Here is a 13,781-nt window from a genome sequence, read left to right as displayed (position 1 = left end):
GGGCCTGCGCGCCCGTGTGCTCGCCCGCTCCGCCCGCCTGCGCGACACGCCGCCGGGCCCCGGCTACAAGTGGGTCGCCCTCTCCAACACCACGCTCGGCGTGCTGATCGCCACGATGGACGCCTCCATCGTGATCATCTCGCTGCCGGCGATCTTCCGCGGGATCGGCCTCGACCCGCTGGCGGCCGGGAACATCGGCTACCTGCTGTGGATGATCCTCGGCTACCTGCTGGTCTCGGCCGTGCTGGTCGTCGTCCTCGGCCGGCTCGGCGACATGTTCGGCCGGGTCCGGATCTACAACCTGGGCTTCCTGGTCTTCGCCGGGGCCTCCATCGCCCTGTCCCTCGACCCGTTCCGGGCCGGCGCCGGCGCGCTGTGGCTGATCCTGTGGCGTGTCGTGCAGGCCTTCGGCGGCTCCATGCTGACGGCCAACTCCGCCGCCATCCTCACCGACGCCTTCCCGGCCCGGCAGCGCGGCACGGCCCTCGGCATCAACCAGATCACCGCGCTGGCCGGGCAGTTCCTCGGCCTGCTCGCCGGGGGCCTGCTCGCGGCCGTCGACTGGCGGGCGGTGTTCTGGGTGAGCGTCCCGATCAGTGTCACCGGCACCGTCTGGTCGTACCTGAGCCTCAGGGAGACCGCGACCGGCGTGCGGGGCCGGGTCGACTGGCTGGGCAACCTCACCTTCGCCTCGGGCGCCGGCATCCTGCTCGCGGGCATCACCTACGGCATCCAGCCCTACGGCGGCCACCCCACCGGCTGGACCAGCCCCTGGGTGCTCACCGGACTGTTCGGCGGCGCCTTCCTGCTGCTGGCGTTCTGCGTCGTGGAGAGCCGGGCCGCCGAGCCGATGTTCCACCTGCCGCTGTTCCGGGTACGGGCGTTCGCCGCGGGCAACCTCGCCGCCCTGCTCACCGCGATCGCCCGCGGCGGGCTGCAGTTCATGCTCATCATCTGGCTGCAGGGCATCTGGCTGCCCCTGCACGGCTACGACTTCGAGGACACCCCGCTGTGGGCGGGCATCTTCATGCTGCCGCTCACCCTGGGCTTCCTGGTCGCCGGGCCCCTCTCGGGCTATCTGTCCGACCGGTTCGGCGCCCGTCTCTTCTCCACCGCCGGGCTGCTCCTCGTCGCCGCGTCCTTCCTCGGCCTGCTCGCCCTGCCCGTGGACTTCGACTACGGCCTCTTCGCCGCGCTGCTGCTGCTCAGCGGCCTCGGTCAGGGCATGTTCTCCTCGCCCAACACCTCGTCCATCATGGGCAGCGTGCCGGCCCGCTACCGGGGTGTGGCCTCCGGGATGCGCTCAACCTTCCAGAACTCCGGTACGGCCCTGTCCATCGGCGTCTTCTTCTCCCTGATGGTGAGCGGCCTGGCCGCCTCCCTGCCGTCGACGCTGAGCAGCGGCCTGCAGGCACACGGAGTGCCCGCCCCGACCGCCCACGAGGTGGCGTCGCTGCCACCGGTCAGCACCCTGTTCGCCACGTTCCTCGGCGACAACCCCGTCGGCCACCTGCTCGGGGCCGGCGGCACCCTGGACCATCTGACCGCGGCCCAGCGCGCCATCCTGACCGGTCACACCTTCTTCCCGGAACTGGTCTCCGGCCCCTTCCACCACGGGCTGAGCATCGTCTTCGGTGTCGCGGCCGGCATGTCCCTGGTCTCCGCGCTGGCCTCGGCGCTGCGCGGCGGCCACGAACGCGCCGCCGACGAGACCCGGCCGAGCGGACCGGACCGCTCGCCCGAGGGGGAGGGCCGGCCCACGCGCACCTCCTCCTAGCCGGCGTACGCCCGCAGCGGACAGTGGCCCCAGGCGCGCACCGGACGGCGCGCGGCGGGCGAACAGGGAGCCGGGCGTTCGAAGCTCCCCCAGCACATCTCCGAACCGAGGGAGCCACGGACCGGGGACCAAGAGAAACCCGGTCTGAGTTCCAGTGTGCTCCTGCCCGGGGACCGCGTGCTGCCCTGGCACGCCTCCCGGGAGGGCGGCTGCCCGCCTTCTCCGGGCGCCAGGGCGGAGGGCGGGAGCGGAAGGGGTGGGGAACGCCGGCGGGCGGCGACTGATCGGGGCGGTGCCGTGTGTGCGGGTGCGGAAGCCGTGGCCGGTGTGGCGTGTGTGAGGGCGCCGAAGCCGTGGGCGGTGTCCCGTGCGGCGAGGCGCCCCGGTGATCGTGCGACGGGTGGCGGACCGTGCCGTGGTGCCGGCGCCCATGCCGCCGGAGGGCGGAGCACCCGCCGGGACCGGCGGCGCGGCCGGCGGTGCCGGCAGAGATCACGTTGCCGGGGGAAGCTCAGGTCTCGTGCCGTCGACGCAGGAAGTGCCGGAGTGCGAAGACGGCGATCAGGAGTGCGGCGGCGATGAGGACGTAGAGCTGGTAGCGCCTGATCTCGTCGTAGAGGGCCGTGATGTGGTCGCCCGCCAGATAGGCCAGGGTCGCCCACATGCCGACCCACAAAGCGGCGCCGAGGGCGTTGAAGGCGAGGAAGCGGCGCCAGTGCATGCCGGTCGTGCCCGCGATGATGCCGTTGGTCTGGCGCAGGCCCTCGACGAACCGGGCCACCGTCACGATCTTGCCGCCGTGCCGGGCGAAGAAGGCCTCGGCGGCCGCGAACCGCTTGGGGGTGAGGAAGACGTACCGGCCCCAGCGGTGCACGAAGGCCCGCCCGCCGACCCGGCCGATCAGATAGCCGATGTTGTCGCCGATGACGGCCGCGGCGAACGCGATGGCGGCCACGGCCACGATGTCCAGCCGCCCCGCGCCCGCGTACACCCCCGCCGCGAGCAGGATCGTCTCACCCGGCGCGGGAACACCGAAGTCCTCCACGAGGACCACGGCCCCGACGGCCCAGTAGCCGTAGTGGCCGAGCAGGGGCTCCAGAGGGGCCAGTGGTCCCGGCAGCGGAGGCGACATGCCACCACGGTACGGCCGTGCCGCGGCGCGGTGTCGAGTGCCGGCCGGCGGTGTCCTGGTCGCGTCCGGACCGGCCCCGTGGCCGGCGCGCCCTCGGTCCGGCAGGGGGAGCGCTAGGGGAGGGTGGGGGCGGCCTTGTCGTCATCGGGGCCGGACTGGCACGAGTGGCACAGTTCGTGGATCCCGTCGCGGGTGACGACGGTTCCCCAGCCGAGGCACTGTTCGCAGTCGCGCGCCAGGCTCAGCTCGGGGTGGGGAGGCAGGACGGGGGTGCGGGGGGCTCCGTACGCCATGCGGTGAGCGGCTCCTCGAAGTCGCGGGTGTAACGCAGGGGGAGAGGTCGGGGAGCCGGCGTGGGGCACGCTGGCAACGCTGTCCGGACCACCACCATTATGTCCTACTTTTCCCTTGTGTCCATACCCTCACGGCACGCGATGCCGGATTTTCCTGCACCCCGTGCCGGCTCAGTCGAGCGTGCCGAGCCGGGCCTCGCGCCACAGGTCCACGCCGCCCTCGGTGGCATACGTGTCGATCTCCGCCAGCTCCTCCTGGCTGAACTCCAGGTTCTCCAGCGCGGCCACGTTCTGCTCCAGCTGCTCGGTGCGCGAGGCGCCGATGACGAGGGAGGTCACCCGCTCGTCGCGCAGCGCCCAGGCCAGAGCCATCTGGGCGAGGGTCTGTCCGCGCCGGGCCGCGATGTCGTTCAGGGCGCGCAACCGGCGGCGCATGTCGTCCGTGAGCCATGCGGGGTCGAAGGACTTCCCCTGCGCCGCCCGCGAATCCTCCGGCACGCCGTCGAGATAGCGGCCGGTCAGCAGCCCCTGGGCGAGCGCGGTGAAGCCGATGACCCCGAAGCCCTCCTCCTCGGCCACGTCCAGCAGGCCGTCGGTCTCGATCCAGCGGTTGAGCATGCTGTACGAGGGCTGGTGGATCAGCAGCGGGGTGCCGAGGTCCCGCAGGATCGCGGCCGCCTGCCGGGTCCGCTCCGCGTCGTAGGAGGAGATGCCGACGTACAGCGCCTTGCCCTGGCGGACGGCGGTGTCGAGCGCGCCCATCGTCTCCTCCAGCGGCGTGCTCGCGTCCAGCCGGTGGGAGTAGAAGATGTCCACGTAGTCCACGCCCATGCGACCGAGCGACTGGTCCAGCGAGGCCAGCAGGTACTTGCGGGAGCCGCCGCCCTGCCCGTAGGGGCCGGGCCACATGTCCCAGCCGGCCTTGGTGGAGATCACCAGCTCGTCCCGGTGGGGCGCGAGGTCCTGCTTCAGCAGCCGCCCGAAGTTCAGCTCGGCCGAGCCGTACGGCGGGCCGTAGTTGTTGGCCAGGTCGTGGTGGGTGATCCCGAGGTCGAAGGCGCGCAGGGCGATCTCGCGCTGGGTCTCGAAGGGGCGGTCGTCGCCGAAGTTGTGCCAGTAGCCCAGGGACAGGACCGGCAGGTCCAGTCCCGAGCGGCCGGTGCGCCGGTAGCGCATGGTGCCGTCGTAGCGAGCGGGGTCCGCGACGTACGTCATCGGGTCTTCTCCGGGTGGTGCCGTAGGGGCGCCCGTGCGTGTGCGCAGGGGCCGCTCCAGCCTCCGTCGCGGTGCCGGGGAATGTCCAACCGCCGTCCCGTATGGGATTGAGTGGTTCCGTTTCTGAATCGGCCATCGGGGCAGGCGGTGATCAATGGCGCGAGAGAACGGAGACGCTCGTGAGCGGCGCGAAGTCCGAACCGGAGCAGCACGGCGGCAACCGGCCCCGGGTGCCCAAAGCCGTGGCACGGCTGCCGCACCAGGTCCGCGAGGAGTTGACCCGCAGGCTCCGCCGCAACCGCCGGGCCTTCGGCAAGGACGACGTCCAGGTCGTCGAGGCCCCGTTGCTCAAGCGCGCCGTCGGGGCCTCCGCGCTCGGCAACTGCATGGAGTGGTTCGACTTCGGCGTCTACAGCTATCTCGCCGCCACCCTCGGCAAGGTCTTCTTCCCGGGCGCCTCCCCGGGCGCCCAGGTCATCTCCTCGTTCGCGACCTTCGCCGCCGCGTTCGTCGTACGGCCCCTCGGCGGCCTGGTGTTCGGGCCGCTGGGTGACCGGATCGGGCGGCAGAAGGTACTCGCCACCACCATGATCATGATGGCGCTGGGCACCTTCGCCATCGGCCTCATCCCCGCCTACTCCACGATCGGGATCGCCGCGCCCGTGCTGCTCCTGCTGGCCCGCATGGTCCAGGGCTTCTCCACCGGCGGCGAGTACGGCGGTGCGACCACCTTCGTGGCGGAGTACTCACCCGACCGCAGCCGCGGCTTCCTCTCCAGCTGGCTCGACTTCGGCACCTTCGTCGGCTACGCCCTCGGCTCGGCCCTGGTCACCGTGCTGAACCTGACGCTGTCGGACGACCAGATGCTGTCCTGGGGCTGGCGCGTCCCCTTCCTGATCGCCGGGCCGCTCGGTGTGATCGGCCTCTACATGCGGCTCAAGCTGGAGGAGTCCCCGGCCTTCCAGCAGCAGTTGGACGAGCACGAGAAGAGCCTCGCGCAGGAGTCCGCGGGCAGCGAGTTCAAGGACATCGTCAAGAACCACTGGCGGGCGCTGCTCGTCTGCATGGGCCTGGTGCTGCTGTACAACGTCACCAACTACATGGTCACCGGCTACCTGCCCACGTATCAGACCGAGACCCTGAACCGCTCCAGCGGCTCGGCCGACCTGCTCGTGCTCATCGGCATGGTGTGGATCGTCGTGCTCATCACCTTCCTGGGCCGGCTCAGCGACCGGGTCGGCCGGCGGCCGCTCTACGCCGTCGGCGCCGCCGCGATGATCGTGCTCGCCATTCCGGCCTTCCTGCTGATCAAGGCGCACGGCACCTGGCCGCCGATCCTCGGGGTGCTGCTGCTGTCCACCCTGCTGGCGTGCTTCGCGGCTCCGAGCGCGGCCACTCTGCCCGCCCTGTTCCCGACCGCCGTGCGCTACGCGGCCATGGGCATCGGATTCAACTTCGCCGTCGCGGCGTTCGGCGGGACCACCCCGCTGGTCACCGCCGCGCTGGTCAGCGCCACCGGCGACGACCTCATGCCCGCCTACTACCTCATGCTGGCCGGCGCCATCGGCCTGCTGACCGTCAAGTTCCTTCCCGAGACCGCCCAGGTGCCGCTCAAGGGCTCGCAGCCGATGGTCGGTTCGCGGGAGGAACGCGGCGAGCTCATCACCACCTCCAAGGAGCTGTACGCGTTCACCCGGGAACGGGAGGAGGCGCGGCACGGCTGACCGCCCCCGCGGGCTCGCAGGGAGCTGTTCGATCCTACGAACTTCTCCCCGCCGGGTTACCGGTCCGCACCGCCTTTGATAGGAAACTTTCCTACCAGTATCGGCACGGACCAACGACCCACCCCCCACTCCCACTTGGAGCCCCCGTGGTGCATGCAGACCGCTCATCGGCAGCCCCCGCCCACCTCTCCCGCCGGACCGTCGTCGCCGCGCTCGGCGTCGTCGCCTCCGGCGCCCTGCTGGGGACCCGGCGTGCCGCCGCGGCACCGGCCGCCGCGCCGGGTCTGGACGACCCGGCGAAGAAGGAGACGGCGATGAAGCTGGTGTCGAGCGCGGAGAACTCCTCGCTCGACTGGAAGGCCCAGTACAAGTACATCGAGGACATCGGCGACGGCCGCGGCTACACCGCCGGCATCATCGGCTTCTGCTCCGGCACCGGGGACATGCTCGACCTGGTCCAGCTGTACACCGACCGCAAGCCCGGCAACGTCCTCGCCAAGTACCTGCCCGCCCTGCGCAAGGTCAACGGCACCGACTCCCACGCGGGACTGGACCCGAACTTCCCCAAGGACTGGGCGAAGGCCGCCCAGGACAGCGCGTTCCAGCAGGCCCAGAACGACGAACGCGACCGCGTCTACTTCAACCCCGCGGTCGCCCAGGGCAAGACCGACGGCCTGCGCGCACTGGGCCAGTTCGCCTACTACGACGCCATCGTCATGCACGGTGACGGCGACGACCCCACCAGCTTCCGCAACATCCGGGCGCGCGCCCTGCGCAGCGCCAAGCCCCCGGCCCAGGGCGGCAACGAGACGACCTACCTGAACGCCTTCCTCGACGCCCGGGTCTGGGCCATGAAGCAGGAGGAGGCGCACAGCGACACCAGCCGCGTCGACACCGCGCAGCGGGTGTTCCTGCGCAAGGGCAACCTCGACCTGAACACCCCGCTCGACTGGAAGGTGTACGGGGACAGCTACCACATCGGCTGACCCGCCGGGACGGCGAGGCGGCACGGCAGGCAGGCCGGCGCGGGTGCCACGGGACCCGTGCGCGCGCCCCGGCGGCCTGCCGTGCCGTGCGGCGCCGGAAGACGGCGATCGCCGGCGCACCCGCCTCGCCCCGGCGCCGTGCGCCGAGGCGAGGCGGGCGGGGCGCACTCGCATGGCACGCCCCTGACGAGGAAAGATGGGTGGTGAGTGCACGACCCCACCGATGCGGAGGAACAGAACTCATGCCGCACGAGCGAGCCGGCCGGCCGGCCGGTCCCGAGGACCTCGTCGACGTGGCCCGGCTGGTCACGGCGTACTACACACTGCACCCGGACCCGGCCGACCCGGGCCAGAGGGTGGCGTTCGGCACCTCGGGACACCGGGGCTCGTCCCTGGCCACCGCGTTCAACGAGGACCACATCGCCGCCACCAGCCAGGCGATCTGCGAGTACCGCGCGGGCCAGGGCACCGACGGCCCCCTCTTCCTGGGCGCCGACACCCACGCTCTGTCGGAGCCCGCCAAGGCGACCGCGCTGGAGGTGTTCGCCGCCAACGAGGTGACCGTGCTCATCGACGCCGAGGACGGCTACACGCCCACCCCCGCCGTCTCGCACGCCATCCTCACCCACAACCGGGGCCGCACCTCCGGGCTCGCGGACGGCGTGGTCGTCACCCCCTCGCACAACCCGCCCGCCGACGGCGGCTTCAAGTACAACCCGCCGAGCGGCGGCCCGGCGGCCTCCGACGCGACCTCCTGGATCCAGGACCGCGCCAACCAGATCATCACCGGCGGCCTGAAGGACGTCCGCCGGGTGCCGTACTCCCGCGCGCTCGCCGCGGGGACGACCCGGCGGTACGACTTCCTCGGCTCCTACGTCGCCGACCTGCCGAGCGTCGTGGACCTGGACGCCGTCCGCACGGCCGGCGTGCGCATCGGCGCCGACCCGCTCGGCGGGGCCTCCGTCGCCTACTGGGGCCGTATCGCCGAGGAGCACCGCCTCGACCTCACGGTGGTCAACCCGCACACCGACCCGACCTGGCGGTTCATGACGCTGGACTGGGACGGCCAGATTCGCATGGACTGCTCCTCGCCGTACGCGATGGCCTCCCTCATCGAGCAGCGCGACCGGTTCCAGATCGCCACCGGCAACGACGCCGACGCCGACCGGCACGGCATCGTCACGCCGGACGCCGGCCTGATGAACCCCAACCACTACCTCGCCGTCGCCATCTCCTACCTGTACCGGCACCGCGAACAGTGGCCCGCCGAGGCGGGCATCGGCAAGACCCTGGTCTCCTCCAGCATGATCGACCGCGTCGCGGCCGACCTCGGGCGCCGCCTGGTCGAGGTGCCGGTCGGGTTCAAGTGGTTCGTGGACGGGCTGATGAACGGCGACCTCGGGTTCGGGGGCGAGGAGTCGGCCGGAGCGTCCTTCCTGCGCCGGGACGGCTCGGTGTGGACCACCGACAAGGACGGCATCATCATGGCCCTGCTCGCCTCCGAGATCACGGCGGTCACGGACCGGACCCCGTCGCAGCACTACGCCGACCTGACCGGACGTTTCGGCGCACCCGCCTACGCCCGCATCGACGCGCCCGCCACCCGCGAACAGAAGGCGCTGCTCGCCAGGTTGTCGCCGGACCAGGTCACCGCGGACACCCTGGCGGGAGAGCCGGTCACCTCCGTCCTCACCGAGGCGCCCGGCAACGGCGCCCCGATCGGCGGCATCAAGGTCTGCACCGAGAACGCCTGGTTCGCGGCCCGCCCCTCCGGCACCGAGGACGTGTACAAGGTGTACGCCGAGTCCTTCCTCGGCGCCGACCACCTCGCCCGGGTGCAGGAGGAGGCCCAGGCGGTGGTCCTGGGGGCGCTCGGCGGCTGACGGTCCGTACGGCGGCCTCCGGCGGGGTGCGGCGGAGGCCGCCTTCGGTGCCAGGTCGTGGCGGCGGCCCGGCCCACCCGCGGCCCGGGTTCGGATGCGCCCGTGGGCCGCGCCCGCTCGCGCCGGCCGGCCGGCGCGCTCGTGCGGGTGGGGGCCGCTCAGCCGTGGTCGCGGCCCGCGTCCAGCCGGTTCAGGACCGCCTGTGCCATGGCCGCCTCGCCCTTGGCGTTGGGGTGGGCCGGAGCCGCGGGGGAGGCCGGCTGCAACGGCTCGATCCAGCGGTCCGCGGGGGCCTTGCACATGTCGTGGCCGACGGTGGGCCGGTAGGTGTCGGCGTACTCGGCCCGGTTCACCGCCGCCACCAGGCGCAGCATCAGGTTCAGCCGCTTCTCGGTGTCACGGAGGTAGGGGAAGTCCTGCCGCGCGAACGGCACCTGCGGGAAGCAGCCGCTGCCGTCGTCGGGCAGCAGGTCCGGATAGCCGACGACGACCACCCGGGCATGCGGCGCCCGGGCGCGCACCGCGCGCAGCACCCGGTCCACCTTCGGCGCGGTGCGGACGACGGCGAGGGTCAACTGGTCGTATCCGCCGGCCCGGTAGGAGCGTTCGCACGGGTTGCCCGCCGGATCCTGGGCGGCCAGGCGGGCACAGGTGCCGATGATGGGGCCGAAGCCGACGTCGTTGCCGCCGATCTGGAGGGTGACCAGGTCCGTGTCCCGGCGCAGCGCGTCGAGTTGCGGGGGGTTGGAGCCCTGCGCCTGCCACATCTGCGCGGTCGTGGCACCACCGCAGCTGACGTCCGTGAACGAGGTCGCCTGCCGTTGCGCCGCCACGAGGGAGGGGTAGTTGTGGTCCGAGCGTGCGCACCCGGCGTCCACCTGGCCCGGGATACCGGGGCCCGAGGTGTAGGAGTCGCCGAGAGCCACGTAGGCCAGGCCGTGGCCACCGGGGTGCGCGGCGGCCGGTGCCGTGGACGCGGCGACCAGGGCGCATCCGCTCATCGCCACTCCGAGTGCGGTGGCCCGCCGCCGGCCTCTCGCCCCGCCCGCCACCCGCGTGCCGTCGTTCACCATGGTTCCGCCCCCTGAGGCCGCTGCGGCGCGCGGGGGCCACCGTGGAGCAGCCCTCGCGCCTTCGACTGGGCCTGTATACCGTCCGGTTGGTCTCACCGACCAGAAGCGGGAGGCAACGACTTCCGGCGAAGCGCCCGCGCAACGGGTGCCGGAGGAGGGTCCGTTCGGCCGAGACCGAGGCGGGCGGGCGGGGGGACGCGGGCACCGTGCGGCAGGAGGCCGGGGCACCGTACGGCGAAGGGGCCGGGGGTTAGGGCACCAGGGGGCCGGGGCACCGGCCGGCAGGGCAGCCGCCGATGCCCCGGGGCTCCGTCACACTCCGGCCACGGGCTCCGCGGCGGCGCCCACCCGGAGCAGGGAGTCGTCCTCGGGCCGGGCCCCGGAGAGACGGTGGCGTGCGGCGATGAGGGCCATGTCGACGTCCCTGGTGCCGGTGGCCACGCACAGTGTGTAGGAGATGTCCGCGAGCCGCTGCCGGGCCTGCGGTGTGCTCTCCTCGGCACCGAGCAGCGTGAGGGCCTCGTACTGGGCGATGAGGTCCTGCAGTACCGCGGGGTGTGCCATCAGCATGCGTTCCGCCTCCCTGGGCGCGTGGTCGATCTGCGAAGTCGCAGCGCGGATACCCGCGCGCGAGGACCGCATTCCACCCCGGCCGGACATCGCCCCCGGCGCCTCACGCCCCCCGCCGGCACCGGGCGCCGCGGGCCTCGCCCGGGCGCCCGCGGCCACCTGCCCGCATCCGCCCGACGTGGTAGTGCTGCCCGCCGTGCCCGGGGGGTCGGCCCCTGTCCGGCGCACCGGAACGTCACCCGGTCGGGTGCTCTCCGCCGCGGGCCCGCCCGGCGACGCGCCGCGATCGTGATCCTTCCGTGATCATGCCCGTGTGAGTCTGCAACCTCGAAGTGCCCTGCGAACCCGTGTCGTTCCGGCCGTGCTAGGCACTCTCAGTGTCCTGTCCCTGCTGTCCGCCCTGTCCGCCCTGCCCGCCGCCGCCCAGCCGGCGCACCGGGACGACCACCGCGCGGCGCCGCCGCCCCGTCAGGTCACCGCCGAGGAGACCCGCACCGACCTGTACCTGCGGTCCGTGCGCGACCGGCCCGCGGCCCTGCGCGACTTCTTCCGGCAACTGCCCAAGGGCGGGGATCTGCACAACCACCTCTCCGGCGCGGTGTCCACGGAGTACCTGATCGAGCTGGCCGCCCAGGACGGACTGTGCGTCGAGACCGCGACGCTGACCGCGGTCGTCCCGCCCTGCCGCACCGGCACCCGGCCCGCCGCGGACGCCCGCACCGACCGCGCGTTCCACGACGCGCTCCTGCGTGCCTGGTCCATGGAGGGCTTCCCGCCGGACCGCAACGGCCACGACCACTTCTTCGACACCTTCGGCAGGTTCGGCGAGGTCACCTGGCGGCACCGGGGCAAGCTGCTGGCCGAGGTCGCCGACACCGCCGTACGCAACAACCAGTTCTACCTGGAGACGATGGTCACCCCCGCCTCGGACGGCGCGAAGGCGCTTGCCGCCCGGGTCGGCTGGGACGCGGACCTCGCCGCCCTGCACCGCAAGCTGCTCGCGGGCGGCGGGCTGGACAGGCTCGTCGCCGAGGCCCGTAAGGAGGCCGACGACGGTGACGCGGAGTTCGGGGCCGCCGAACGCTGCGGCAGGCCGGACGCCCGGCCCGGCTGCGGGCTCACCGTCCGCTGGATCTCCCAGGCCTCCCGGGGCAGCGCTCCGGAGCGCGTCTTCACCCAGCTCGCCCTCGGCTTGCGCCTGGCCGAGGCCGACCCGCGGTTCGTCGCCGTCAACCTCGTCCAGCCCGAGGACTGGGACAGCTCCCTGCGTGACTACAGTCTCCAGATGCGCATGGTCGGCTATCTCCGCACCCAGTACCCGAAGGCCCATGTGACCCTGCACGCCGGGGAGTTGTGGCCCGGCCTGGTCAAGCCCGAGGACCTGCGCTTCCACATCCGGGAAGCCGTCGACGTCGCCCGCACCGAGCGCGTCGGGCACGGGGTCGACCTCGTCCACGAGGACGACTGGCGGCGCACCGCCCGCACGATGGCGGCCCGCCGGGTGGCCGTGGAGGTGCCCCTCTCCAGCAACGCCCAGATCCTCGGCGTGAAGGGGGCCGACCACCCCTTCACCACCTACCGCCGCTACGGCGTCCCGGTCGTCCTCGCCACCGACGACCCCGGTGTCTCCCGGATCGACATCAGCCACGAGTACCAGTACGCGGCCGCGGCCTACGGCCTGCGCTACCCCGAGCTGAAGGACCTGGCCCGCGCCTCGCTGGAGTACGGGTTCCTGCCGGGCGCGAGCCTGTGGCAGACCGTCCCCACCGCCCGGGGCTATCACCCGGTCACGGCCTGCCGCGCCGAACGCCCCGGCCTGCCGGTGCGCGGTGCGGCCTGCCGGCACCTCCTCGCGGGCAGCGCGAAGGCGCGATTCGAATGGCGTCAGGAGGTCGCCTTCGCCGCCTTCGAGCGGACGCACTCCCGCTCGTCCCGCTGAGGCCACCGGGTGACGCGGGGTGGGGCCCGGTTCGCGCCCGGGCCGCATCCCGCGTCGCGGCGGCCGTCGGGAGGCAGGGGTTTACCCCGGGTCACGGCGGCCGTCGGGCGACCGCGCCCCCGCTCGCGGACCGGAAAGCGACCTTTGGCCGACAAAGGGCCCGTCCCGCGACCGGCGGCCCCGGTTCCGCCGGTGCGAGAACGTCGTGTCCGCGCCAATACCGGCGTGCGGAGCGCCGCTCTCGCGAACCGTGCGGGCGCCCTCCCGGAGCGCCGTGCACGCGCCGTGACGTGTCGTCACGGGTTCGCCGCAGCTTCTTCACGCGGTGAGCACTTTCGGCCGCCGGGTGCCCGCCGCGGGTCCGGCGGGGCAGACGCCGTGCCGACCGCCTGCCTAGCCTCCCGGCCCATGCGATCACCTCTGATGAGACGTCTTGGTCTCACCGCCGTCCTCGCCTTCCTCCTCGCCGTCTTCGGCCTCGCACCCGCCGCGAGCGCCGACCCCGCGCCGGCCGCGCTCACCTTCGGCACCGACAGCGCCACCACCACACCCGGTGGCACGGTCAACCTCTCGATGACGATCACGAACAACAAGACCTACGACATCTGGTTCGTGTACCAGACCATCGACCCGACCTGGCTGACCACCCAGCGTCCGGACCTGAAGTACGGCTTCACCGGCTGCAGCCTGGCCACCGCCGCCGGCGCCACCCCCTGTTCCGGTACCGGCCCGAACAACCTCGGCGGCAACTACGGCGCCACCATCCCGCCCGGTCAGAGCCGTACCGTCACGCTAACCCTCCATGTCGCCGCCGACTCCGGCTGCAACGGCAACATCGGCTTCTACTCGTACTACTACGCCGAGTTCAGCGACAGCACCAACACCAACGGCGGGCCCGTGTACACGCCCGAGACGCGGGTGCTCTGCGCCTGACGGACTTCCCTGTTCCGCGGCGCGGGTGTCCTGAAACCGGCCTCCCCGCCGAACCCCCGTCACGCCGCGGGTCACCGATACGCCGCCCGGCGGGCCGTCGCGGTCCGCCGGGCGGCCGGACCTGGGGCCGGAGCCGTCCGGACGCCGCGATCCCCTCGCCACCAAGACGGTGCAACGGACAGTCAGGTTGCTTCAGGATGTTGCCGGACACCTGCACTTTTCCGTCATCTTTCGTAACTTGACCACAAAAGCTACA

The 13,781-nt window shown here is 72.6% G+C and carries 11 protein-coding genes; 6 read left to right on the top strand and 5 right to left on the bottom strand.

What is annotated here, in order from left to right; all coding sequences use genetic code 11:
- Window positions 1-16: 16 nt before the first annotated feature.
- Window positions 17-1,777, top strand: coding sequence for an MFS transporter (locus tag ABVB68_RS24775; protein WP_353603377.1), 1,761 nt, complete (start codon window positions 17-19; stop codon window positions 1,775-1,777).
- A 511-nt stretch (window positions 1,778-2,288) separates the two neighbouring features.
- Here the strand turns inward: ABVB68_RS24775 and ABVB68_RS24770 are convergent.
- The 3 genes from ABVB68_RS24770 to mgrA all read right to left on the bottom strand — a co-directional run bounded on the left by ABVB68_RS24770 (window position 2,289) and on the right by mgrA (window position 4,417).
- Window positions 2,289-2,909, bottom strand: coding sequence for a DedA family protein (locus tag ABVB68_RS24770; RefSeq protein WP_353603322.1), 621 nt, complete (start codon window positions 2,907-2,909; stop codon window positions 2,289-2,291).
- Between the two features lie 113 nt (window positions 2,910-3,022).
- Window positions 3,023-3,202, bottom strand: coding sequence for a hypothetical protein (locus tag ABVB68_RS24765; protein ID WP_353603321.1), 180 nt, complete (start codon window positions 3,200-3,202; stop codon window positions 3,023-3,025).
- A 171-nt stretch (window positions 3,203-3,373) separates the two neighbouring features.
- The gene (gene mgrA / locus ABVB68_RS24760) at window positions 3,374-4,417 is read right to left on the bottom strand and encodes an L-glyceraldehyde 3-phosphate reductase (protein ID WP_353603320.1); all 1,044 of its coding nucleotides are present in this window, start codon (window positions 4,415-4,417) and stop codon (window positions 3,374-3,376) included.
- A 230-nt stretch (window positions 4,418-4,647) separates the two neighbouring features.
- Here mgrA and proP point away from each other — a divergent pair, with 230 nt between their 5' ends.
- The 3 genes from proP to pgm all read left to right on the top strand — a co-directional run bounded on the left by proP (window position 4,648) and on the right by pgm (window position 9,010).
- A complete protein-coding gene (gene proP, locus ABVB68_RS24755; protein ID WP_503006233.1) occupies window positions 4,648-6,141 on the top strand; it encodes a glycine betaine/L-proline transporter ProP in 1,494 nt (497 codons plus the stop codon).
- Between the two features lie 146 nt (window positions 6,142-6,287).
- Window positions 6,288-7,127, top strand: a complete 840-nt coding sequence (locus ABVB68_RS24750) for a chitosanase (protein ID WP_353603318.1) — start codon at window positions 6,288-6,290, stop codon at window positions 7,125-7,127.
- Window positions 7,128-7,369: 242 nt separating this feature from the next.
- Complete coding sequence (gene pgm / locus ABVB68_RS24745) at window positions 7,370-9,010, top strand: phosphoglucomutase (alpha-D-glucose-1,6-bisphosphate-dependent) (RefSeq protein WP_353603317.1); 1,641 nt, start codon at window positions 7,370-7,372, stop codon at window positions 9,008-9,010.
- A gap of 158 nt (window positions 9,011-9,168) precedes the next feature.
- Here pgm and ABVB68_RS24740 read toward each other — a convergent pair whose 3' ends face one another.
- Both ABVB68_RS24740 and ABVB68_RS24735 read right to left on the bottom strand, forming a co-directional pair.
- A complete protein-coding gene (locus ABVB68_RS24740; RefSeq protein WP_353603316.1) occupies window positions 9,169-10,083 on the bottom strand; it encodes an SGNH/GDSL hydrolase family protein in 915 nt (304 codons plus the stop codon).
- Window positions 10,084-10,395: 312 nt separating this feature from the next.
- Window positions 10,396-10,653, bottom strand: a complete 258-nt coding sequence (locus tag ABVB68_RS24735; RefSeq protein ID WP_353603315.1) for a DUF5133 domain-containing protein — start codon at window positions 10,651-10,653, stop codon at window positions 10,396-10,398.
- 361 nt (window positions 10,654-11,014) lie between these two features.
- Between ABVB68_RS24735 and ABVB68_RS24730 the strand changes: the two genes are divergently transcribed.
- Together ABVB68_RS24730 and ABVB68_RS24725 are read left to right on the top strand one after the other, a co-directional pair.
- Window positions 11,015-12,592 carry an adenosine deaminase family protein gene (locus ABVB68_RS24730; protein ID WP_353603314.1) on the top strand — a complete coding sequence of 526 codons (1,578 nt, stop codon included), beginning with the start codon at window positions 11,015-11,017 and terminating at the stop codon, window positions 12,590-12,592.
- Between the two features lie 408 nt (window positions 12,593-13,000).
- Window positions 13,001-13,525, top strand: coding sequence for a COG1361 family protein (locus ABVB68_RS24725; protein WP_353603313.1), 525 nt, complete (start codon window positions 13,001-13,003; stop codon window positions 13,523-13,525).
- Window positions 13,526-13,781: the final 256 nt, after the last annotated feature.

This window comes from Streptomyces sp. NPDC096012, assembly GCF_040426375.1.
Lineage (GTDB): Bacteria > Actinomycetota > Actinomycetes > Streptomycetales > Streptomycetaceae > Streptomyces.
This window is presented reverse-complemented; position numbering and strand designations above follow the sequence as displayed.

Coding starts and splice junctions, on each gene's coding strand:
- ABVB68_RS24765 (WP_353603321.1), bottom strand. CDS start 3,202: ATGGCGTACGGAGCCCCCCGCACCCCCGTCCTGCCTCCCCACCCCGAG.
- ABVB68_RS24740 (WP_353603316.1), bottom strand. CDS start 10,083: ATGGTGAACGACGGCACGCGGGTGGCGGGCGGGGCGAGAGGCCGGCGG.
- ABVB68_RS24735 (WP_353603315.1), bottom strand. CDS start 10,653: ATGCTGATGGCACACCCCGCGGTACTGCAGGACCTCATCGCCCAGTAC.
- pgm (WP_353603317.1), top strand. CDS start 7,370: ATGCCGCACGAGCGAGCCGGCCGGCCGGCCGGTCCCGAGGACCTCGTC.
- mgrA (WP_353603320.1), bottom strand. CDS start 4,417: ATGACGTACGTCGCGGACCCCGCTCGCTACGACGGCACCATGCGCTAC.
- ABVB68_RS24770 (WP_353603322.1), bottom strand. CDS start 2,909: ATGTCGCCTCCGCTGCCGGGACCACTGGCCCCTCTGGAGCCCCTGCTC.
- ABVB68_RS24725 (WP_353603313.1), top strand. CDS start 13,001: ATGCGATCACCTCTGATGAGACGTCTTGGTCTCACCGCCGTCCTCGCC.